Origin of the sequence: Chryseobacterium candidae, from assembly GCF_004916905.1 — a bacterium.
GTDB lineage: Bacteria > Bacteroidota > Bacteroidia > Flavobacteriales > Weeksellaceae > Chryseobacterium > Chryseobacterium candidae.
This window is the reverse complement of sequence record NZ_SDLV01000040.1, coordinates 94,659-117,616: the sequence shown is the minus strand read 5'-3', so window position 1 is coordinate 117,616 and position 22,958 is coordinate 94,659. Positions and strand designations below refer to the sequence as shown.

Here is a 22,958-nt window from a genome sequence, read left to right as displayed (position 1 = left end):
TTTAAATGATGCATAAAAATATATCTATACTCTTCGCTGCTCTGTTTTTATTGGGGAGCTGTGACAAAAAAAATGAAAAAATCAAAGAACCGGAAGGAAAAACTAAAAAGGATGTGATTTCTTTTGCTCCTAAAGTTACCGGAAGGATTCTGAAAATATATGTTTCCGAAGGTCAGACCGTAAAAAAAGGAGATACGCTTGCTCAGCTTGATGTTCCGGAAGTTTCTGCAAAAATTGCACAGGCACAAGGTGCAGTAAGCGCTGCGACGGCTCAGGAACAAATGGCCAAAAACGGAGCTACTGCCGATCAGATGAGGCAGCTTCAGGCCAAATATAAAGGACTCAAGGAACAGTATGAATTTGCTCAGAAATCTTATAAAAGAGCCAATAATATGTTCCGAGACAGCTTAATGTCTCCACAGGCTCATGACGAAATTTACGCAAAATTGCAAGGCGCAAAAGCTCAATACGATGCTGTAGTTGCAGAACTGGATGATGTAAAAAGAGGAACCCGTTTCGAAAAAGTAGAAATGGCAGCCGGTCAGGCCTCACAGGCCAAAGGAGCTTTGCAGGAAGCTAATGTAGCGTATTCCGAAAGATATATTATTGCCACCAATGATATGGAGATTGAAACCATCAGTTTAAACACCGGCGAGCTTGCAACCGCTGGTTTTGCACTGTTCAACGGGTATATTCCGGAAAGTACTTATTTCAGATTTACCATTCCGGAAAGCGCTATTTCAAAATACAAAAAAGGGCAGGAGGTCACCATGCAGGTAGTTTACAACAAAGAAAACCTGACAGGAACTATCGTGTATATCAAACAGCTGACAAAATATGCGGATATCACTACAGCTTACCCTGACTACCAGTTACAGGATGCGATCTACGAGATCAAAGTAAAGCCCAAAGACATGAATAAGGCTAAAAGTATTTTAGTCAATGCCAATGTAATCCTGAAATAAACTGAAAAGAACAGATGAAGCTTCTCTAGAGTTTCATTTCGTTCTTCCACCTATAAAAATATACAGATGAAAGAATTTTTCCGTCTTTTGAAACGTGAGTTCAAACTTTTTATCGGCAATTCTACCTTAAGGACGGTGTTCTTTTTGGCACCGGTTTTCTATGCAACGTTGCTGGGGTTTGTCTATAAAAGCGGAAAAGTTGAAAATACTCCAGTTCTTGTTATCGACAGGGATAATACACCTTTATCCAATCAATTGACAGAAATGCTGGATGATAATAAAAGCATTAAAATTATCAGATATCTGCAGGAACCTCTCAGTATCAAAGATGAGGTGATCAGACATGAGGCTGCTGCTGTAGTTATTATTCCCTCAAGATTTGAAGGAGATATGCTGCAGAAAAAATATCCTGAATTGAATGTGTATATCAATACAGGAAATGTTTTAACGGCCAATTTTGCTTCCAAAGCACTTCAGCTTACCATTGGTACATTTTCTGCGGGAGCTTCCATCAAAGCCCTTCAGAAAGCTGGAATGCCTGCTGCAAAAGCAGCTACACAATATGAACCTTTCAAAGCCAATTATATAACGCTATTCAATACTACCGGAAATTATCTCATTTTCATGTGGCCGGCGATGCTGGCTGTGGTATTACAACAGGTAATTTTATTGGCAATGGCGGTAAGTTTTGCTGCCGAATTTGAAAGAGGGTCTTTTGTAAAAGAATATCTCAAAATGAAAAGATGGGCTTTCCCAACCATGCTGATAAAAGTGATTCCAATCTGGGTGTTTTCTATTCTTATTGTAGGTATTTATTACTTTATGCATATGATCTTCAGGGTTCCGATGCCGGAAGGAATTTTTAATTTTATTCTTTTGACTGCCGTTTTTGTAGGATCAGTTTCATTTTTGGGCGTATTTATCAGTATTCTGATTCCGGACGCTTTGAAGGCAACACAGATTCTTATGGTTATTGCTTCACCAGCTTTCATCATCAGTGGTTTTACATGGCCTTTGAGTGCAATGCCTGCTTTTGTTCAGTTTATCGCGAATATCATTCCGTTAACTCCCTTTTTACAGGCTTTCAAAATTTTATTGATTCAAAAAGGTTCAGTAGAACTTACGTTTCCTTACCTGAAACACCTAAGCATCCTCTTAGCAATATATGCTATTATCGGGTGGATTGCTTTAAAAATCAAACTCTGGTTTATTTTCAAAAAATCTGTACCACAGGAAACTGAGGTGGAGAATACTTCTCAGGAAGAGATTGAATAGTTTTTGGTCGCTGGCTGCTTATTATTTAGCTGCAGGATTCCCTGTCTGCGTAATACGTAAACCTACAACCCTAATGCCTGAACTCGCAGCTTTCAATTTTTTCAGCCAACAATACAATCTAACAAAAAAACTGATATATTTGTTCATAGTAAAATAGAAATTATATGGAAAATGTATTTGATGCAAAAGATGCTCAAAACTATATTGATAGAATAAATAAGTTAGTGGAAGACACCCATGGTTTGTGGGGCAAAATGACAGTAGACCAGATGCTGGCGCACTGTTGTATTACCTATGAAATGATCTACGAGCCGGAAAAACACAAAAAGCCCGGAGCTATTGCAAAATTTATACTAAAAACTTTCGTAAAACCTAAAGTAGTGGGCGAAAAAGCATATCCAAAAGATTCTCCTACCGCTCCACAATTTTTGATTACCACCAGAAAGAATTTTCATGAAGAAAAAACAAGACTGATCGGGTTTATTCAAAAGACACAGCAGTTGGGGGCAGATGCGTTCGACGGTAAAGAATCTTTTTCTTTTGGTAAATTAAATGCTCAGGAGTGGAATAATATGTTTGCCAAGCACCTGAACCATCACCTGGCACAATTTGGCGTCTAAAAATCACACAATATGAAAAAAATTGTATTGCTTCTCATTCTGACTGCCAATGTTGTATTGGGTCAGATGCCGGATATTTCCAATACATGGCTGAACAATAGTAAACCTTACATAGGAACTATTGGAAACAAAGGCCAGGAACTGAAACTGAAAATCAATATTTCTGAACAGAATAAAAAGAATGATCAGGAATATTTTGTTTCAGGATACTCTCTTGTGGATACCAATTATGCAAAATTTGAAGGAAAAATTACCATTTCAAAATATAAAGATTCCAGAAAACAGGGAACAGTATACGGAGAATATGAGCTGGCGGAAGAGAATAAAGGAAAACATTCCGGAATTTTTAAAGGAAAGTTTATCTATCATTTTAGCTGGAACAGGAAAACAGAGAAAATTGAAGAGCAGCACATTGAACTTACAGGTGATTGGAAAAGTTATGACGAAACCCTTGAATTTAAGACCCATCTGAAAAATCAGTAACACGAACTCATACTCAAAAAACACCTAAATAAAAACTCACTACTATTATGAAACTAGGCGCATTTTCAATCAGTTTAAGCGTAAAAGATCTTCAGAAATCCAAAGACTTTTATGAGAAACTTGGATTTACAACCATGGCAGGAACAGAAGCACAAAACTATCTGATCATGAAAAACGGATCTACACTGATAGGCCTTTTTCAGGCGATGTTTGATGGAAATATGCTTACCTTTAATCCCGGATGGGACGAAAATGCACAGAATCTCGAATCTTTTGACGATGTGCGTGAAATCCAGAAAAGATTAAAGGAAAGTGGAGTAGAAATCGGAAAAGAAGCTGATGAAACCACCTCCGGACCGGAACATATCTATCTTAAAGACCCTGATGGAAACATGATTCTTATAGATCAGCACAGATAATAATTAAAACACACGTATGATGAGAATATTTAGAAGAATTATTTTACTTTTAGCTACATTATTAATCTTTTTGTTGGTTTTGGCTGCTTTTATTTCGGGAGACTGTAAATATGAAAAGTCGGTTTCTATCAATGCACCGGTAGAAAAAGTATGGCAAAATACCAATACCCTCAACGCAATGGATCAATGGAGCCCATGGAATGACCTTGATCCGGGGATGAAAAAAGACTGGACCGGAACAAATGGACAGCCTGGAGAAAAAGTTTGCTGGGACAGTAAAAATAAAAATGCAGGAAAAGGCTGTCAGGAATTGAAAAAAGTAGATGAAGCAGGTAAAAGAATCGATACGGAAATCAAATTTCTTACGCCATACGAAAGTGAAGCAAATGCTTATGTAGTACTAGTTCCGGAAGGAAACGGAACAAAGGCAACATGGGGATTTACCTCAGAGATACCTTATCCGTTTACCTTGATAAAGCTGTTTATGAATATGGAGAATGCTATTGGAAAAGATTACCAGAAAGGGCTTTCAAGATTAAAAGCACTATCCGAAAAACCACAATAAAAAAGCTAAACTTAAAAAAACAAATCAATACAATTATGGCAACAGTAAACGTTTACCTGACATTCAACGGAAACTGCAGAGAAGCATTTGATTTTTATAAATCTGTTTTCGGAGGAGAATATCCTTACATAGGAACATTTGGGGAAATGCCTCCATTAGAGGGAAAAGAAACACCTGAGGAAGACAAAAACAAAATTATGCACGTTTCACTTCCGATCTCTAAAGAAACGATTTTGATGGGAAGTGATACAGGAGGAGAATGGTCTTCCAACTTCAAGGCAGGAAACAACTTCTCAATTTCTGTGAATGCTGAATCTAAAGAAGAAGCAGACAGATTATTCGGTGGTCTTTCTGCAGGAGGACAGGTAACAATGCCTATGGAAGATACTTTCTGGGGCGCTTATTTCGGAATGTTTAGTGATAAGTTCGGAATCAACTGGATGGTAAATTATGATGATCCTGCTAAAATGCAGCAGCACCCATAAAATTGATCTTTGTATTCAAAATATTGAAAAAACCGGCAGGCCTTGTCGGCTTTTTTATTTATTAGCTGTATTTTTTATTTCTTTTTAATGATTTTGTCGCTTCCTGATTCTGTTGTGATGTGGTACATTCCGTCAGGCAGCTCACTAATATCAAACTTGTTTTCACTTTTTTTGGCATCTGTTGACCTTACAAGCTTTCCAGACTGGTCATATAACGAAACTTTGTTATTTTTCTTCAGATTATCCAAATAGAAGACACCGGAAGTTGGATTAGGATAAATATTGATCTTGTCTTTGACAGTGTTTTCTGAAGTACCCGGTGTGGAAATTTTTGTCCATGTAAATGCATCCAGGCACATATAGACATATCCTCCGGTAGATTGCAGCTGAAGCTCATCAATGATAGTATTGCTGTTATTCTGATTGTTTAAAGTAGTAAGATCAATCAGGGTAAATCCGTTGTTAATGTCTGTTGTTCCCATTTTTGCATTGAATGTCGTATTAAAACCGGAGGCTTTTGTAATGGTAAACTTTGTAACTCCTCCTGATTTTCCTGCAATGATAAGCGTTCCTGATGAGGTAGACTGATTTAAAGCAGTATTGCTTAAGAATACCCAAAACTTTGATACAGTGAATGCAGAACTTCTTTTAACACTGAAAGAAGGAGAGCTGATATTGGTTGTTCCTGTGTTGTCAATATAGATAATGTCATGGGCTGCTCCGTTCCAGCCGGTGTTCGGATAACTGCTTTGAATTCTAAAAGTTCCGGCCTGTGAAACAATACTGAATGTATATCCTCTACCGGTAAAGCTTGTGCTGCCGCCAGTTGAAGTTTCAAAAATTACAGTAGTTTCTGGGCACTGAATGCTGAAAGATTTCTTAATAAAGCAAAAATTACAAAAGAGATAATTTTTTTCATGATACAGATTTTTAATATTAACAGAAGGTCATAAGCTTCCTGTATTGTTGATCTACTCACGAGATTTTCCTGTAAATGATACCACAAAATAACTTAGAAATACAAACTGATTACAGCGTATTAAATGCTGAATTGAAAAATGCGTAGAAATACGCAGTTTGGATATTTATTATTGTAATAATTTTGAAAAATGAATATTATGTTAATTGAAATCAATTTATTTCACGGTATGGTTATTTTTTTTATAACTTGTAATGTGTAGATAAGGTCACTTTATTCAAACCTATTATATAATTTAAAACAAGAAAAACTATGGAACTACCTAAACATGCAGTCTTATTGGAAGATGCTAAAAAATGGATCAGCAATTGGCAGAATACAAAAATTATCGATGGAACATCTATCCGGGCTCATCTTATCCCGGCAAAGGATATCTATGATATTTTCATTAAAGACAAAGGATTTGAAAGATATCGAGGATACAATGCCATTACCGATGAAGGCGAATTTAAATTTCTGATGGTAGGAGTGGATGCATATGATAATGATATTGTAGATTATGATAAGGGAGATTATGTTTATGATATGACCACACCGTGTCCAAGCGTATGCTCCACTGCAAAATGGTGGAATCTGTAATCCGAAAACTAGAGATCATTGGATCACTGGATAGAAATATTGTCGTTAATTGGAAAAGGCATTCTGCTGATTAATCTGGCAGTATACTGTATAGGCTTTTCCGGAAGAGGAAGAGCCTGTATATTCTTCATCAGCTATTTGGCATGGATATTACTATGTGAAATTGTTTTCTATGTATTGAATTCACAGAAGATTAATAATCTGTTTTTCTCACATTATTATCTGATAGGGCAGTTTTTGTTACTGGGATTATTTTTTCATGAAATTTTAACGGAAAAATACCAGAAAAAAACAGCACGTACACTTTTAATCATCATTCCTGTAGTTCTTGTTATACAGTATATATTATATCCCGAAAAGTATTATGTTTTTAATCTGTTCGAAATATTTGTCACTTCTTATTCTATTATCATTCTGGCATTATTTCATTTATATAATATACTGGATACCAAAAAGAAATACAATTATATAAGCCTGGGACTTTTACTTTACCTGATAAGCAGTACCGTAATATTTTTGTCCGGAAACCTCTATACGGTGATGAACAGAAAACTGCATAAAGAGATTTGGGTATTCAATGTTGTTATGTTTATTGTGTACCAGATTTTTATTCTGATTGAATATCTTTCTTCCCGTAAAAAAAATGTGTAATTACTGTTATGATCTTACAAAATGAATGAGAATACAATTATTTCCACTATCGTTTATACCTTTCTGGCATTTACCTTACTGGCGGTTACCCTGATCATATTTTATTATTTTTCGAATAAGAAAATAACAAGAAACCTTATTCAGAAAAAAGAGCTGGAGGTGAGATATGAGAAAGATCTTACCCACGCCATTATCAGTGCTCAGGAAAAAGAGAGACTGCGGATTGCCCAGGATCTGCATGATGATATCAGCTCAAAGCTCAGTGTGGTTTCTTTGAATATCCATCTTCTGGATTTTGATAATTTAACCAGAGAAGAATACAATGATCTGAAAAATAAAATCATACATCTGGTCAACAAAACTGCAGAAAGTGCCAGGCAGATCTCACATGATCTCCTTCCTCCAATTTTGGAAAAATTCGGACTCCATGCGGCAATAGATGCATTGTGCTCAGAAATAAACCTGTCCAAAACCCTGCAGGTTACTTATTCCAATAGTCTGTACTTTGCAAAAGCAGAGGAAGAAAAAAATTTGCATATCTTTAGAATACTTCAGGAGCTCATTAACAATTCCATAAAACACGGGGAAAGTACACATATCGATATAGAATTTTTGGGAAAAGACGGTAAAAATACCTGTATCTATAAAGATGATGGTAAAGGATTTAATTTGAATGAAAATACTTTGAAAGAAGGATTAGGCTTAAGAAATATCAGAAGCCGGGTAGAACTAATCAGTGGAACACTAAAAATTGAAAGTGAAAACAATAAAGGAATTGCTGTAGAATTTACATTTTAAATCATTATAAGATGGAGAATAACATAATTCGTGTAATAATTGTAGACGATGAAGCACTCTTTCGCCAGGGAATTTCATTGTTGATACAGAGAGAAAAAGATATTGAACTGGTAAGTGATTTCAGTAATGGCAAAGAGCTGCTGGACGAGCTTGTAACCCTTGAAAAACTGCCTGATATTATCCTGATGGATCTCAATATGCCGGAAATTAACGGAGTAGAAGCTACCAAACAAATCCATATCAAATATCCTCAGATCAGGATTATTGCATTAACGAGCTATAATACAAAAGCATTTATCGTCAATATGATACAGTCAGGAGCCTGCTCTTTCCTTAAAAAAAACTCAAGCCCTGCAGAATTGCTCACCGCAATAAGGGAAGTACACAGCAAAGGCTTCTTTTATAATAATGAGGTAATGGAAGCGCTCCATCAAAACCTTATAGAACCTAAAAAGAAAGTTTCCAGTATTTTTGATGCCAATCATATCTCCAAAAGAGAAAAAGAAGTATTGGAACTCATCTGCAAACAATACAATACTTCTGAGATTGCTGATCAGCTTTTTATAAGCTCCAGAACCGTTGAGGGCCACCGCAACAGCCTTCTGCTGAAAACAGGAGCCAAAAATACTGCGGGTTTAGTGGTATATGCCATAGAAAGTAAAATTGCAGATATGAACTATTTAAAAGACAGGTTTGAATAAACATTCATGCAGATGTTTTATTAAAAATTAAATGAAATTTATATTTTCTGATTAAATTAGCAGTTGTTTTGAAAAGCAGAATCCCAGAAGGGTGTTTATGAAAAACAATAATTTACAGTAACAAACAGAAAATACAAAAGAATGAAATTTACAATTGAAAACATTAAAGCAGAACATCAGAAAGTAAAAAGCGGAGCCGATTTTCCCCAATATATTCAGGCTATAAAAGCATTGGGGGTTTCTCATTACAAAACATATGTCTCAGATGGAAATACCAGGTACTTTAATAATGAAAACCAATCTGTACAGACCGGCAGCAAATATGATGAGCTTCCCATTTCCAAAACTTTAAACCTTGAAAATTTTAAAACCAGGCTAAAACTACATCAACAAGGAGGAACAGACTACATGACTTTCTGTAAAGACTGTGCCGAAAACGGAATCAATGGCTGGACAATGGATCTGAATGAAATGACCTGTAATTATTTTGACCAGAATGAAAGTTTTGTCCTGACAGAACAGGTTCCGGGATAATTTTTTACAAAAAAACGGATGCAGACCATTGCATCCGTACTTCTTTAAAGTAACTTATAAAATATTGTTTGCTATTATTGATTTAAAATATTAATTTTGTTAAAAACGATAGATAATAGTAATTGATAAACATGAGAAAGGTTTTTACGAAGTTGGCATTCACAGTATTAGGTTTGGGATCTATTTTGACATTTGCTCAAAAAAACGATCTGGGAGCATGGTATATGTATTTTGGAAACAACAAAATCAGCAAGAAGCTGAACTGGCACAATGAAATTCAGTACCGTAATTTTGATGCTCTTGGAGATCTTGAACAGTTACTGATCCGTACAGGAGTTGGGTATGATCTCACTGAAAATAACAACAATGTTTTATTGGGATACGGTTTCATTCTCAGCCAGCCTTATGTAAACGGTGAAAAAAAAGAAAATATTGAACACCGAATTTTCCAGCAGTTTATCACCAAACAGAAATTCGGACGTTTCTATCTTCAGCATCGTTACCGTTTGGAAGAACGTTTTCTTCAGGATGATTTCAGAATGAGATTCCGTTATATGCTAGGATTGAATATACCGATTACTCAAAAAGAGATGCTTCCTAAAACCCTCTATGCATCAGTATATAATGAAATTTTTCTGCACTTCAACAGTCCGGTTTTCGACAGAAACAGAGTCTATGGAGCCTTAGGATATGTCATCAATAAAAATATGAGAATTGAAGCAGGGTATATGAACCAGATTCAGGAGAACAGAAACCGCGGACAGATTCAGATTGGTTTTTATAATAATATTCCGTTTACCAAAAACTAATAAAGCTGCTGCTGAATGCTCTTGAAAAATCATTTGAAAATATATTAAACACTAAAAAAATAAACACTTATGCATTCAGGAAAAAGATTCGGAGCCCGCGAGTTCATTATCTGGACCAGACGGAGCATTTACGCTTTGGTTATATTATCGGCAATCCCTACAGTCCTCTACTTTTTGGGCTTGAGGTTTCTTTCCGTTCCATGGCAGCCGATTGCCATTATGGGAACAGCAGTTGCCTTTATTGTTGGATTTAAAAACAATGCCAGCTACAGCAGACTCTGGGAAGCAAGACAGATCTACGGAGCTATTATTAATGACAGCCGTAGTTTTGGATATATCCTGAGAGATGCACTTCTTTCCAAAGACTCTGATAAAGTAAAAGAAATGTTTCTTCGTCATTATGCATGGCTTACCGCATTGAGATTTCAGCTTCGTGAACCGAGAGCATGGGAAAACATGGGATCAGATCAGTTTGATGAATATGCTAAAAAATATGATATTCCGGAGAGATTGGTCATATTGGATGAAGAATTGAAAAAATATCTTTCTGAAAATGAACTTCAGTACATCATAAGCAAAAAAAACAGAGCTACCCAATTGATGGCCAGACAGAGTAAAGTTTTATCTGAAGCCTACGAAAAGGGAGAAATCAATGATTTTCAATGGACACAGATCAACCAGCAATTGGTGAAGTTTACAGATAATCAGGGAAAAGCTGAAAGAATTAAAAACTTTCCTTATCCGAGAAATTTCTCTTCCATCACAACCTATCTTTTGCTTTTATTCATTGTTTTCGTGCCTTTCGGATTATTGAAAGAGTTTGATAAATTAGGTGAAGGAACATCGTTAGAAGGCTTAACTTTATGGTTTAATATCCCATTTTCTTTACTCGTGACATGGTGTTTTCATACACTGGACAGTGTGGGAGAGGCCTCGGTAAATCCCTTTGAAGGAAGTCCCAATGACGTTCCTATCACTCAGATCAGCCGTACCATTGAAATCGATATGAGGGATATGCTGGATGAATCTGATCTTCCGCCAGCCATCACTCCGAAGAATAATATCGTACTTTAATTCTTTCCGTCTTTATAATGTATGAGGACGGCTGTAAAGAAAAAGTCTAAACGTCGGATGAAATTAAAACTTATAGGTTTTTAAAACCTATAAGGTTTGGACAAATCCAAATAAAAATATGTAACACTTAAAAACAACTAACTCAAAATGATTCACAGCTATGTTATTATATCCATTGCAGTACTGCTGTCTGTGATGATATTGGTAATGATTGGCCAGAAATTAAAAGTAGCTTACCCTATTTTTCTTGTTATTGCAGGATTATTAATAAGTTTTGTACCAGGAATGCCGCGTATTGAAATAGAGCCTGATCTTGTTTTTCTTATTTTCCTTCCGCCTATTTTGTTTGAGGCAGCCTGGTTTACTTCATGGCAGGATTTTCATAAATGGAGAAAACAGATTCTTTCTATGGCTTTCGGATTGGTATTTTTAACATCCATTGTTGTGGCTTATCTTTCATCTTCCATTATTCCCGGACTTACTTTGGCAATGGGATTTTTATTGGGAGGCGTCAATTCTCCACCGGATGCGGTAGCTGCTACTTCTGTACTGAAGCATATGAAAATTCCTAAGAAAATTACCAGTATCCTGGAAGGAGAGAGCTTAATCAATGATGCGTCCAGTTTAATTGTGTTTAAATTTGCCCTGGCAGCCGTTATTTCAGGACAGTTTATCTGGAGAGATGCCATTCAGGATTTCTTTATGATGGCCGTCGGTGGTATTGCAGTAGGAGTTGCTGTGGGCTTTCTGTTTGGTGCATTGCTTAAGGTTATTCCTACCAATTCCAATATTGATACCATTATTACCCTTATCGTACCTTACATTATGTATGTGGGAGCGGAGCATTTTCATTTTTCAGGAGTACTGGCAGTGGTGGGCGGAGGTTTGCTGATGTCATATAATTCACATTGTTATTTAAGCCATACCTCAAGAATTCAGTCGGGGAATGTGTGGAGTGTGCTGATATTCCTGATGAATACCATCATTTTCATTCTGATTGGTCTTGAACTTCCGATTGTAGTGGAAGGAATGAAAGAATACACCATTTCAGAAGGTATTTTCTACAGTGTAGTGATTGGCGGAGCTATCATTGGAACAAGAATTCTATACAGCTATGCATTGATGTACTTCCCAAGAGTCTGCTCTAAAGAATTAAGATTAAAAGTTCCAAAACCAGACTGGCGGGAGCCGTTTATCATCAGTTTTGCAGCCATGAGAGGAGTGGTTTCACTGGCAGCAGCCCTATCAATCCCTGCTTTTTTACCCAACGGAGAAGTATTCCCACACAGAAATATTATTTTGTTTGTAACTTTTGTGATCATATTGATCACTCTGGTAGGACAAGGTCTATTGTTGAGTCCGATCTTGAAATTATTGAATATTCAGGATGCCGGAAGTGAACTGCCGGAAGAAAAGCAGGAGGTAATTCTTATGCGCAAACTGAAAGAAACAGCATTGCATAAACTGGATAATGACTTTTCTGAATTAGCCATAACCAATAGCCTGGTGCGTCATCAAAAGCACAAATTGGAAAATGAAATGATGCTGATGGCAGACAAAGTCCAATGCATGGCTTCCACAGGAGATTATGTAACAGCGATCAATGAAAATAAAGATGTCTTACGCCAAATCATTCAGGCACAGAGAAACGAACTGCACAGAATGAAAAGAGAGAAAATCTTTGATGATCACGTCATGAGAACCATTGAAATGCAGCTGGATTTTGATGAAGCCAAAATCACAGGTTTTTCACATGGGTAATTAAAAATAAAAACTATAAAAGTCACAGAAGAGTATACTGGAATAAGCTTAAATTGTGGAAGATCACAAAATGAAAATCCTTAGATTTTCAGAACTTAAGTGTACTTCTCATTAATGGAAATTTAAACTTTTAAATCATTACTGTCCGATAAAAAGTAGAAATACATTAAAAACATCAATATTTACGGCCTGTTAATTATATTTATATTTTAACTTAATCGGACAGGAATGTTTTGAAATAATTTAGAAGATAAAAACTTTTGCGGCTTTTGAGGTTAAATAGTAGGGATAAAATATGTACATTTAAACATATTAAATCCATAATATGAACACACCCATCACTGTTCAGTGTACCATAAATGCTCCGGTTGAAAAAGTGTGGAAAGCATTAACCGATAAAAATGAAATGAAATCCTGGTATTTTGATATCCAGGATTTTGTATTGGAAACAGGTAAGGAATTCAATTTCTATGAACCAGGAGGAGCCGATAAATATCATCATCACGGGGAGGTTTTAGAAATAATCCCCAATCAGAAATTAAAGCACACATGGTCTTATCCTGATTTTTCAACCCTGAAGACCGTTGTAACCTGGGAATTGCAGCCAGAAAATGAACATACGGTAGTAAAGCTAACCCATGAAGATATGGAAAACTTTAAAAATTTGGGCGAAGGTTTTTCACGAGAAAACTTTACAGAAGGCTGGAACACCATTTTGGGACAGAGTTTAAAAGAATATTTAGAAAAATAGACAATGATTACATTACAGCCCTTTACCATACATGATGCTCCACAACTGATTTCAAAAATAAAAGACGAAAGAATGCTTCTTCAGTTTGCCGGACCCGCATATCGTTTTCCTCTCACAGAAAAACAGCTGGAAACAGATTTGTCTGATGAAAAAAGAACGCTGTTTAAAATTAAAGATCAAACCGGAAGTACAATCGGGCATGCTCAGATTTTCTTAAAAGAAAAAACTTTCCTGTTGGGAAGAATTCTGATCTGGGATGAAAATAACAGGGGAAAAGGCTATGGAAAGAAGGTTATGCAGGAGCTTTTGAAATATGGCTTCAGTCATTTTGATAAAGAAACTGCCGAACTGAATGTCTACGACTGGAATACCGGAGCTATTGAATGTTACAGAAAAGTAGGGTTTGCTTTTGATCCCGATGTTAAAAACGAAGCCATGATCGATAAGGAAATATGGGTTTCCCTGAATATGAAAATCCACAGAAATACTTTTAACGTACAGAAATCATGAAACAGTTTACAGCTCTTCGTCCTGTTTTCTGGACCGAAAACCTTGATGAAACCATTACATTTTATATGAATGTTCTTGGATTTACTTTGATGGAAAGAAATGATGAATGGCAATGGGCTTCTCTTCGAAAAGATGAAGTATACATTATGCTCTCTCAGCCTAATGAACATGAAAACAATACTTCAATCGGTTTTTCAGGATCATTTTATTTCAATGTAAATAAAGTGGATGATCTTTGGGAGGGCCTTAAAACAAAAGCGAAAATATGCTATGATATTGAAACTTTTGAATGGGGAATGAGAGAATTTGCTATCTATGATAACAATGGTTACATATTACAATTTGGTGAACCCGCAGATAATATTGGCAATACGGAATAAAATTTGCTATTTTTGGAGAAATATTTAGAAATTCAATGAAAAAAAATATTATAGCGGGTTTCGCAGCGATTTTATTATTGGCGTCTTGTAATAAGGATAAAGAGATTCTTAATACATTAAACACTTATAATACTTCAATGGAGGCGAAGGGTTACCATTTCGGAGATAAGCTTGAGCTTCCGAAAGAAGTAACGGAAAATGCAGAAAGCGTAACGATCAGCTTTGGAGATAAAGAAACAACCGATTTAACAATTGATCCCAAATTTTTCACACTAGGAGACAATGCTGTTACATTCAATATTAAAACAAAAGGAGGAGAAGTCCTTAATCAGGATGCAACGATCAACGTGTTTGCAAAAAATCCGGAAAAAAATATTCCTTATCAGATTGTAGCCGAATATCCTCACGATCCTAAAAACTTTGTACAGGGTTTCCAGATTGAAGGAAATACGATTTATGAAAGTGACGGGCAGAACGGATCTTCACAGATTTTAAAATATACGCTGGGAACAACCACTCCGTTGGCTTCTACAAAACAGGCTCAGGAAGATTTCTCTGAAGGAAGTACCATCGTTGGAGATAAAGTGTATCAGCTTACATGGCAGAGCAAAAAAGGATATGTCTATGATAAAAGTTCTTTAAAGCTGCTTTCAGAATTTGCTTATCCAAATGTATTAGGTGAAGGTTGGGGATTAACGTATGACGGGAAAAATCTGATTGCTTCTGACGGAAGTAAGCTTTTATATTTTCTTGATGTAAACGATCCTTCAAAACTGATTAAATATATTGCCGTTGCAGGAAGTTCTCAGGCATATGATCAGCTGAACGAGCTGGAATACCACAACGGATTTATCTATGCGAACGTATGGCAGAAGCCGGTCATTTTAAAAATCAATCCTGCTAACGGAGAAGTAATGGGAACTTTTGATTTTACAGAAATCGCAAAACAGAATACCAAAGGAAGTGATGATGTCCTGAACGGAATTGCTTTCAAAGGGGACAATATGCTGGTAACAGGAAAGAACTGGCCAAAGATTTACGAAGTTCAGATCAAATAATCTGATTCTATTGATAAAAAACAAAAATAGCGTTCCTCCGGGAGCGTTATTTTCGTTTTGAGGATTAAATTTTAGTACTTTTGACAAATGATTAATACCTTTATGAAGCGAAACATTACTATTGGTTTTGCAGCAGTTCTATTCTTGGCTTCTTGCAGTAATAAAGAAAAAATGCTTGATTCTCTGGCAGATTATAACAATGCAAAGGAAACAAAAGGATATCATTTCGGGGATAAACTTGACCTTCCGAAACAGGTGACGGAAAATGCAGAAAGCATTAAAATTAGCTTTGGAGATAAAGAAACCGCAGACTTAAGGATTGATCCCGAATTTTTCACACTTGGAGATAATAAAGTGGTCTTTGTAATTAAGACTAACAGCGGAGAAGTCCTGAATCAGGATGCTACCATCAATGTATTTACAAAAACTCCTGAGCAGAATATTCCCTATACAATAGTTGCCGATTACCCTCATGATCCTAAAAATTTTATTGAAGGCTTTGTGGTAGAGGGAAATACGGTGTATGAAAGTGACGGAATGAAGGGAGCTTCCCAGCTTATAAAATATACATTAGGATCAGCTGTTCCCAAAATTGTTGCAAAGCAGCCTGCTGAGATTTTTTCTGAAGGTTGTGCCATTGTGGGAGATAAGGTTTATCAGCTGACGTATCAGAATAAAATCGGTTTTATTTATGATAAAAACACTTTGAAAAAGATTTCTGAATTTCCATTGCCTGATGCAATAGGAGAAGGGTGGGGGCTTTCCTATGATGGAAAGAATCTGATCGCTACAGATGGTTCAAAGAATCTTTATTTTCTGGATGTTAATAATCCTTCAAAAGTAATAAAAACGATTGCGGTTGGCGGTAATTCTACAATTTACAATCAGCTCAATGAACTTGAATACCACAGCGGATTTATCTATGCGAATGTTTGGCATCAACCTGTCATTCTAAAAATTAATCCCGCAAACGGAGAAGTCATAGGTAAACTTGATTTTACACAGTTGACCAAAGAAAATGATAAAGGAGAGAGCGAGCATGTGTTAAACGGAATTGCTTTTAAAGGTGATCATATGCTGGTTACCGGGAAAAACTGGGAGAAAATTTATGAAGTTACTTTTCAATAAATTCATTATATCTTTTGTAGAGCGGTCTTTTTGCAGCAACAGGATGGTCTCAGTTTTGATTAACAGTAAAGAAGATTCTCTAAGACTTAATCATCTTTTGGATAAAGTTATTTTTCAGTAAATTGACCCCATTAAAAAAACAGAGTGAAGTTTTTAAACATACTATTTTTTTTCCTTTTCTGTATGGCTTCGGCACAGAATATTATTCCTTTAGATACTTTGAAACTTAAGGAAGCTAAAGATATGCTTGCTGACGATTATGGGAATCTGTATATCTATAAGAACAAAGATTTCAGCTTTACCAAATATGATTCTTTAGGGAAACAGATCGGAAAGATGATGCTTACTGTTCCATACAAAGTACAGACCGTACAAAATCCTCTGAATGTACCGTTGTTTTCTGAAAATGCTCAGGAAATGAAATTTATAGACCAGAATATGAATGAGATTCAAAGATTGGATTTTAAGCAGAAATTTGGTTTTATCAGGATGGCTTATGCTGAAGATCTCCAGCAGCTGTGGCTTTTGGATGACAGTACAAAGCGTTTGATACAGTATAATTTCAGAAATGATACAACCATCAACTCATATCCTTTTGATATCAGTTTTGAAGATCTGATGGATATGCTGGTCTATGAAAATAAGGTCTATATTTTAACCAGAAAACATATCAGGATTTACAGCCTGAAGTTTGAAATACTTTTTGAGGCCCCGCTGGAAAACGGAAAACGGTTTCGAAGAGAAAATGATATGATCCTGGTTGTTGCCGGTAATTTCGTTTCACAATATGTGCCTGAAAAAGGAATGTCCACTGTTTTTGAAGACCAGGAAGCGCAAATTGTGGATAAAAACATCCTCTCTTATTTTGCAATCAAAGGGAACAAACTCTATCTTTACAGCTTTGAAAAAGTAAAGAAAGCGCAACAGCAAAAACAGCTTGAAGCTCAGCCGGAATCTCTGCAGACACCTACAGAAAAACCAGTAGAAAAAACGGAAGAGAAACCTGATGAGAATACAGTAGAGAAAACTTCAGACAATACCCTACAGAAATTGATTGAAGATATTTCTCAGGTTCAGACTGAAGCTGTTGAAAAACTTATCAACTAATCAGTAAATACAAGGAAAAGAATATTATGCATATTGCAGTTACAGGAAACATCGGAGCCGGAAAAACAACTTTGACAACGATGCTTTCCAAGCATTACGGATGGGATGCACAATTTGAAGATGTAGATCATAACCCTTATCTGGAGGATTTTTATTCAGACATGAGCAAGTGGAGTTTTGCACTGCAGGTGTATTTCCTGGGCAGCAGATTCCGTCAGGTAAAAGAGATCAGAGAAAGCGGAAAAAATATTATTCAGGATCGCACCATCTATGAAGATGCCCATATTTTTGCAGAAAACCTGAATGATATGAATCTTCTTTCAGACAGAGATTTCAATAACTACTCATCGGTATTTAATCTGATGAAGTCTTTTGTATCAGCTCCCGATCTTTTAATCTATTTAAAATCAGATGTTCCTAACCTGGTTAAAAAAATTTACAAAAGAGGCCGTGAATATGAAGCATCTATCAGCATTGAATATCTGTCAAAGCTGAATCAGAAATATGAAAAATGGATTTCCAATTACACCGAAGGAAAACTTCTGATCGTAGAAGTGGATGATCTTGACTTCGTTGAAAAACCGGAAGATTTCGGATTTATTCTGGAGAAAATTGAAGCAGAACTTCACGGATTGTTTTAACATATTTTTATCAGAACATTAAGACATACTCAGGGTAATTCTTTTTAAATTTGTTTAGGATCAGGTTTAATTTTTTAATAATTAAATATATCATGGTAGTTAAAGTTTTACATAATGGAAACTGTTCAAAGTCAAATGCCGTATTGGAGTATCTTGACGAAAACGGAGTGCCTTTTGAGATCATTAATATTGTTGAAGATCCTTTAAGTCCTCTTGAAATAAGAACAGTGTTGAAAAAACTGAACCAAAGTGTTTTTCATATTATTCGTAAGACAGATAAGCTGTATATTGAGAATTATGCCGATAAAAACTATTCGGAAGAAGAATGGATAAAAATTCTTTCTGAGAATCCATCTCTTATACAAAGGCCCATTCTGGTAAAAGGTTCCGTAGCAATGCTGGGAAGACCTATTGAAAATGTAAAGTTCTTTATTGAAAAGTAAAGAATGTATCATAAAAAAATCCGCTCTTTAAAAATAAAGAGCGGATTTTTTGTTTTAATTCTTTATTTGAGAGGTTTCTTTTGCTTTTCCTTTGGGTTTTGTAAAGTATTGTATAATGCTTCCAGTTCTTTCGGTGGAATGCCAGAATCAAAAGTAGCGGAAGTATAAGTAATTCCATTGGATGTGATAATAATAGTAGCAGCTAATGCCCTGTCGGTATATCTGCCGGTTGTGGGAGACTGAAGATTCGATATTTTAGATAGATCCAGAGTCTCTGCCTGTCTGGAAATGTTCTCCCATTCAGAAAGAGACATAGCCGTTTGGGTTGAATCTCCATTTAATCTAGCGGTAATAAGGTTGGGTGTATACACAACACTTCGATTGGTTCCCCGGGTTCTTTCTGTTAATTCGATTTTTTCGATTTTTTGCTGTTTTATGATTTTAGTTGAATTTTTACTATTAACGTTATTTTTGTTTTGATTAATACAACTGATTATTGATAATATTGTAATGATATTAATTATGATAAATCGTGGTTTCATTGAATTATGTTTGTTTTATTTGGTATTTTATTGAACTGTAGTCTGTTTATGGTGGTTTTTTTTGTATGTTTGCTAAAATACAAAAATATAATAATGAATAACTCTATTATTTCGAAATCTTCTCTAGCAGTCCTATTCTTTATGGGAATTGGATTTTCAAATGCACAGATTAGAGAAGAAACAAAGTCTCCCAAAAGACTTACAGAGCAAAAGCTGGATCCTAATGGGATTGAAAAATGCGGAACACTTGAATACGAAGCAAACCTGAAAAGAAAATTTCCTGAGAGACTTACAACAGAACAGTTTGAAAAGTGGCTTGCCCCTTTAATTGAAAAAGCCAAGGCTAATAAATCCCAGAATGGAACTGTTATTACAATTCCAGTCGTAGTTCATGTTATTCACAGCGGTCAGGATGTGGGAATTGCTCCTAATATCACAGATGCTCAGGTGATGTCTCAGATTACAGTAATGACTAATGATTTCAGAAAAAAGATTAACACTCCGGGATATAATACCAATCCTGTAGGTGCAGATACTGAAATACAGTTTGTGCTGGCAAAGGTAGACCCTAACGGAAATCCAACCAATGGAATTGACAGGGTAAATCTTTGCAAAGACTATTGGGCAAATGGGGCTCCTCAATATGGATATCAGAATTTTATCAATGATGTTGTAAAAACCGGTACGATCTGGGATCCTACAAAATATATGAATATGTGGAGTGTAGACTTTGCAGATAATGGATTGTTGGGATTTGCTCAGTTTCCGTCTGGCTCCGGTCTTCAGGGACTTGGTGCGAATGGAGGCCTTGCCACTACAGACGGGGTTGTTGCAGGATATTCTACTTTTGGAAGTATGGATTATAATGACGGTACATTTTTAATGCAGGCTGGCTATGACAGAGGAAGAACAATGACCCATGAAGTAGGACATTTCCTGGGGCTTAGACATATCTGGGGAGATGGAGCGTGTGGTAATGACTATTGTGCAGATACTCCAACAGCACATGAGGAAAATTATGTGTGTGATCCTTCTATCGCAAGTTGTGATAATCCTGCGGTTTTTGAAATGGTGCAGAATTATATGGATTATACAAATGATACTTGTATGAATATTTATACTACTGATCAGAAAACCAGAGTAAGGGCAGTGATGGACAATTCTCCAAGAAGAATGGAACTTAAAGCATCAAATACAGATTTGCCTATTCCTTTGTTTGTTAATGATGCGGAGATAAAATTTGACGGTGGGTGCTCAATAGGAGTCGTTAATTGTGGAGAAGGAGTGCTTCGTCTGCTTATCACCAACAGAGGTACGAGTAATTTGACATCAGCTGTTATTTCATATTCAATAAATGGAGGAACTGCTCAAACTTATAATTGGACAGGTAATTTGGCTCAAGATAAATCGGGGGTGATTAATATCCCTGTAAATGGTTCTGTAGCATCTTCTCCCGTTTCCTTCTCCCTCACATCTGTAAATGGAGCAGCAGATCAGAGAAGCACCAATAATTCTACAAGCGGTAATTATGTAAAGCCAGTTCCCCCTCAATATTTTTCAACCACTACTGTTACCTTTAAGTTGCAGAGAGACAAGTATGGCCAGGAAACGAGATGGAACCTTAAAAACAGTGCGGGACAAATTGTAAAAGAAGGCAAATATAGTAATACTCAGCTAGGACAGCCTACTCCGGCTCTTATCACTCAAGTATGGACCTTACCACAGGATTGTTATGCATTTACAATGTCTGATGACTTTGGTGATGGATTGGAAAATGGATATGTAGACCTTACTACAAGTACCGGACAGACCATATTTCATCTAGAAAATGAATTTGTTTATGAGACTAAAACATTTACCACACGTGAATCGTTAGGAACTGGGGAGGTTAATAAGAACAATAAATTTGGCGTATATCCTAATCCGGTTAATGATATTCTTAACATTACTGGGCTTTCTGGAGAATCTCAATTTGAAATTCATAATGCTGTAGGACAAATTGTTAAGAAAGGAAAAATTAGTGATAATCAGATTCGTGTGGCAGACCTTGTAAAAGGAGTGTATGTTATCACGATACAGAATGCTAAAACCTCAGAAAGTATTAAATTCGTTAAGAAATAATTATACAGAATATATCTTTTAACATAGATGATCCGCCTCTGAATGGGGCGGACTTTTTTTAACTGTTAAAGGAATAAAAAAGAAAAGATATTCAGAGTAAAGAATACAATTTCCATAGTATAACTTGTAATTATAAATTCGGATAAAAAGCTACAATGTAGTGGAGGGAAATTTGGAGAATATCAGTACAATAAAAACCGCTTCATGACATAATGAAACGGCTTTTGTTTTTACAATAGAATAACGCCTTCTATTTTTGCTACTTCTTTATAAATATTCACTACCTGATTGGCATCCAAAACAAATGCATTAATGTTGCAGGCTGTGTATTTTCCATTTTTGCTTTCGCGGTTTCCCAGTGTAAATTTAATACCATCAAAAACCCTGTAAATTTCAGTAAGTTTTGCCTGGTCTGTAGGAATAATAAATTTAAATAAATAATCCTCCGGAAAATCGTGATGATCTTCCAGTTTTTCCCTTAAAGACTGATAAAAATCTTCAGGGCTTGCGTGTTGATTTCCTTGTAATATATCCATCTGCAATTGTTAATATAATATAAATATAACGAATTTTTTCCTATTTTCCAAACGGTCCCAGGAGAGATTTGGAGTTCTGATGCTCATAATCTTCAATGATATTGAATAATCCATTGACCAGCTGTTCGGAAGCCAGCTTGCTCAATCCTCCTGAATTGACAGTATTGCTGTTTCCCCCTAAGAGGCTGCCCAGAAAATTACTTCCGGATAAAGCTGTATTGATGGTTTTTACAATTCCATATTCATTCAGCTTTTCATCTACCTTAGGAGCAATAGCTGCAATAAGCTGCTGGGATGTTTTTTCCTTCAGAATCTGTGTAGCAGTGGTACCCTGCATAATTCTCGTTACATCCTGGGCATTCAGGCTGTTTACAGCATCCTGTAAAATAGGTTTTGAAGTATTTACGGTGTAAGCTGCTGCCTGTGCTATATAATCTCTTTCTTTGGCAACCAGTGAAGGTGCTATTTTTTCAAGTGTAGAATTGATATCTCTCAGTTCTTTAGGAAGTGCTTTATCTACCATATTATTCTGCAGAAATGCTTCTTTGTTCCCATAGATACCCATTCCTTTATCAATACCATTGAGCAGGATTCTCTTTATAATGGAAAGCCCCATGTCGGAAGTGGCTAATGAGGTGCAGGATTGCACACTGGTGGTAATAAATGCACCGGTTCCCACGATAAGAGCGGCTGCAATGATATATTTTTTCATTGATCTTTTTTGTTATCTGTTTTCTAAGTTGCTTTCTCAAAAACTGCACCAAAGGTAATTACTATTCTCAATTTAACAAAATATTAAATTGACTGTTGTATTTGGTGAATTTTTAGGATAAAAGTGTTAATTTATTATTAATGAAATGATTTAAAATCGATTATTATTTTAAGTATAAATTGATAAAATTTTAAATTTTATCAGTTTTCATCTAAAGAAAGTAGGTAATTTTTAAATGTTTAAGATAATTTAACATTGTTCGATATTTTTTATATTTTTGGCTAATGTCTTTTTTTGAGATTTTAAATAACTCCACTATTTAGAGACATAA

Annotated in this window: 29 protein-coding genes; 25 read left to right on the top strand and 4 right to left on the bottom strand. The window is 35.8% G+C overall.

The window, feature by feature from the left end; genetic code table 11:
• Positions 1-8 precede the first annotated feature (8 nt).
• From EK417_RS17230 to EK417_RS17200, 7 genes are all read left to right on the top strand, one after another.
• Positions 9-965 carry an HlyD family secretion protein gene (locus tag EK417_RS17230; RefSeq protein WP_076597300.1) on the top strand — a complete coding sequence of 319 codons (957 nt, stop codon included), beginning with the start codon at positions 9-11 and terminating at the stop codon, positions 963-965.
• Positions 966-1,031: 66 nt separating this feature from the next.
• Complete coding sequence (locus tag EK417_RS17225; RefSeq protein WP_136522861.1) at positions 1,032-2,240, top strand: ABC transporter permease; 1,209 nt, start codon at positions 1,032-1,034, stop codon at positions 2,238-2,240.
• A gap of 164 nt (positions 2,241-2,404) precedes the next feature.
• Positions 2,405-2,860 (top strand): DUF1569 domain-containing protein, encoded by a 456-nt coding sequence (locus EK417_RS17220; protein WP_076597233.1) that lies wholly within the window; start codon positions 2,405-2,407, stop codon positions 2,858-2,860.
• Positions 2,861-2,872: 12 nt separating this feature from the next.
• On the top strand, positions 2,873-3,343 hold the full coding sequence (locus EK417_RS17215) for a hypothetical protein (RefSeq protein WP_110366901.1): 471 nt from the start codon (positions 2,873-2,875) through the stop codon (positions 3,341-3,343).
• Positions 3,344-3,390: 47 nt separating this feature from the next.
• Complete coding sequence (locus EK417_RS17210) at positions 3,391-3,762, top strand: VOC family protein (RefSeq protein ID WP_076597235.1); 372 nt, start codon at positions 3,391-3,393, stop codon at positions 3,760-3,762.
• Positions 3,763-3,778: 16 nt separating this feature from the next.
• A complete protein-coding gene (locus tag EK417_RS17205) occupies positions 3,779-4,327 on the top strand; it encodes an SRPBCC family protein (RefSeq protein WP_228457962.1) in 549 nt (182 codons plus the stop codon).
• 35 nt (positions 4,328-4,362) lie between these two features.
• Positions 4,363-4,812, top strand: a complete 450-nt coding sequence (locus EK417_RS17200) for a VOC family protein (protein ID WP_136522860.1) — start codon at positions 4,363-4,365, stop codon at positions 4,810-4,812.
• A 74-nt stretch (positions 4,813-4,886) separates the two neighbouring features.
• Here EK417_RS17200 and EK417_RS17195 read toward each other — a convergent pair whose 3' ends face one another.
• Positions 4,887-5,294, bottom strand: coding sequence for a T9SS type A sorting domain-containing protein (locus EK417_RS17195; RefSeq protein WP_076597238.1), 408 nt, complete (start codon positions 5,292-5,294; stop codon positions 4,887-4,889).
• Between EK417_RS17195 and EK417_RS21605 the strand changes: the two genes are divergently transcribed.
• The 17 genes from EK417_RS21605 (at position 5,278) to EK417_RS17115 (ending at position 18,716) form a co-directional block, all read left to right on the top strand.
• Complete coding sequence (locus EK417_RS21605; protein ID WP_262709829.1) at positions 5,278-5,400, top strand: hypothetical protein; 123 nt, start codon at positions 5,278-5,280, stop codon at positions 5,398-5,400. The two genes, EK417_RS17195 and EK417_RS21605, sit on opposite strands and share 17 nt — an antisense overlap.
• A gap of 643 nt (positions 5,401-6,043) precedes the next feature.
• On the top strand, positions 6,044-6,370 hold the full coding sequence (locus EK417_RS17190) for a hypothetical protein (RefSeq protein ID WP_076597240.1): 327 nt from the start codon (positions 6,044-6,046) through the stop codon (positions 6,368-6,370).
• Between the two features lie 18 nt (positions 6,371-6,388).
• A complete protein-coding gene (locus EK417_RS17185) occupies positions 6,389-7,021 on the top strand; it encodes a hypothetical protein (protein ID WP_083688899.1) in 633 nt (210 codons plus the stop codon).
• Between the two features lie 21 nt (positions 7,022-7,042).
• Positions 7,043-7,819, top strand: a complete 777-nt coding sequence (locus EK417_RS17180) for a sensor histidine kinase (protein ID WP_076597241.1) — start codon at positions 7,043-7,045, stop codon at positions 7,817-7,819.
• Positions 7,820-7,830: 11 nt separating this feature from the next.
• On the top strand, positions 7,831-8,520 hold the full coding sequence (locus tag EK417_RS17175; RefSeq protein WP_076597242.1) for a response regulator transcription factor: 690 nt from the start codon (positions 7,831-7,833) through the stop codon (positions 8,518-8,520).
• 141 nt (positions 8,521-8,661) lie between these two features.
• Complete coding sequence (locus EK417_RS17170; protein WP_076597243.1) at positions 8,662-9,054, top strand: DUF1398 domain-containing protein; 393 nt, start codon at positions 8,662-8,664, stop codon at positions 9,052-9,054.
• 131 nt (positions 9,055-9,185) lie between these two features.
• The gene (locus tag EK417_RS17165; RefSeq protein ID WP_110366896.1) at positions 9,186-9,863 is read left to right on the top strand and encodes a DUF2490 domain-containing protein; all 678 of its coding nucleotides are present in this window, start codon (positions 9,186-9,188) and stop codon (positions 9,861-9,863) included.
• A 69-nt stretch (positions 9,864-9,932) separates the two neighbouring features.
• Positions 9,933-10,937 carry a bestrophin family protein gene (locus tag EK417_RS17160; RefSeq protein ID WP_136522859.1) on the top strand — a complete coding sequence of 335 codons (1,005 nt, stop codon included), beginning with the start codon at positions 9,933-9,935 and terminating at the stop codon, positions 10,935-10,937.
• 147 nt (positions 10,938-11,084) lie between these two features.
• A complete protein-coding gene (locus EK417_RS17155) occupies positions 11,085-12,698 on the top strand; it encodes a Na+/H+ antiporter (RefSeq protein WP_136522858.1) in 1,614 nt (537 codons plus the stop codon).
• A 325-nt stretch (positions 12,699-13,023) separates the two neighbouring features.
• Positions 13,024-13,449 carry an SRPBCC family protein gene (locus tag EK417_RS17150; RefSeq protein WP_110366893.1) on the top strand — a complete coding sequence of 142 codons (426 nt, stop codon included), beginning with the start codon at positions 13,024-13,026 and terminating at the stop codon, positions 13,447-13,449.
• A 3-nt stretch (positions 13,450-13,452) separates the two neighbouring features.
• A complete protein-coding gene (locus EK417_RS17145; RefSeq protein WP_136522857.1) occupies positions 13,453-13,959 on the top strand; it encodes a GNAT family N-acetyltransferase in 507 nt (168 codons plus the stop codon).
• A complete protein-coding gene (locus EK417_RS17140) occupies positions 13,956-14,339 on the top strand; it encodes a VOC family protein (protein ID WP_136522856.1) in 384 nt (127 codons plus the stop codon). The genes EK417_RS17145 and EK417_RS17140 overlap by 4 nt, the downstream gene beginning before the upstream one ends.
• A gap of 35 nt (positions 14,340-14,374) precedes the next feature.
• Positions 14,375-15,397, top strand: a complete 1,023-nt coding sequence (locus EK417_RS17135) for a glutaminyl-peptide cyclotransferase (protein ID WP_136522855.1) — start codon at positions 14,375-14,377, stop codon at positions 15,395-15,397.
• A gap of 102 nt (positions 15,398-15,499) precedes the next feature.
• Positions 15,500-16,525 carry a glutaminyl-peptide cyclotransferase gene (locus EK417_RS17130; protein ID WP_136522854.1) on the top strand — a complete coding sequence of 342 codons (1,026 nt, stop codon included), beginning with the start codon at positions 15,500-15,502 and terminating at the stop codon, positions 16,523-16,525.
• Positions 16,526-16,669: 144 nt separating this feature from the next.
• Positions 16,670-17,632, top strand: coding sequence for a hypothetical protein (locus EK417_RS17125; RefSeq protein WP_228457961.1), 963 nt, complete (start codon positions 16,670-16,672; stop codon positions 17,630-17,632).
• Positions 17,633-17,658: 26 nt separating this feature from the next.
• Positions 17,659-18,273, top strand: a complete 615-nt coding sequence (locus EK417_RS17120; protein ID WP_089690558.1) for a deoxynucleoside kinase — start codon at positions 17,659-17,661, stop codon at positions 18,271-18,273.
• Positions 18,274-18,365: 92 nt separating this feature from the next.
• On the top strand, positions 18,366-18,716 hold the full coding sequence (locus EK417_RS17115) for an arsenate reductase family protein (RefSeq protein ID WP_076597252.1): 351 nt from the start codon (positions 18,366-18,368) through the stop codon (positions 18,714-18,716).
• A 62-nt stretch (positions 18,717-18,778) separates the two neighbouring features.
• On the opposite strand, the gene EK417_RS17110 is transcribed toward EK417_RS17115, so the two are convergent.
• Positions 18,779-19,258, bottom strand: coding sequence for a hypothetical protein (locus EK417_RS17110; RefSeq protein ID WP_136522853.1), 480 nt, complete (start codon positions 19,256-19,258; stop codon positions 18,779-18,781).
• Between the two features lie 93 nt (positions 19,259-19,351).
• Between EK417_RS17110 and EK417_RS17105 the strand changes: the two genes are divergently transcribed.
• Positions 19,352-21,379, top strand: coding sequence for a M43 family zinc metalloprotease (locus EK417_RS17105; protein WP_076597254.1), 2,028 nt, complete (start codon positions 19,352-19,354; stop codon positions 21,377-21,379).
• Positions 21,380-21,609: 230 nt separating this feature from the next.
• On the opposite strand, the gene EK417_RS17100 is transcribed toward EK417_RS17105, so the two are convergent.
• Together EK417_RS17100 and EK417_RS17095 are read right to left on the bottom strand one after the other, a co-directional pair.
• On the bottom strand, positions 21,610-21,915 hold the full coding sequence (locus EK417_RS17100; RefSeq protein WP_047433612.1) for a DUF493 family protein: 306 nt from the start codon (positions 21,913-21,915) through the stop codon (positions 21,610-21,612).
• 40 nt (positions 21,916-21,955) lie between these two features.
• Positions 21,956-22,627 (bottom strand): DUF4197 family protein, encoded by a 672-nt coding sequence (locus EK417_RS17095; protein ID WP_076597255.1) that lies wholly within the window; start codon positions 22,625-22,627, stop codon positions 21,956-21,958.
• Positions 22,628-22,958: the final 331 nt, after the last annotated feature.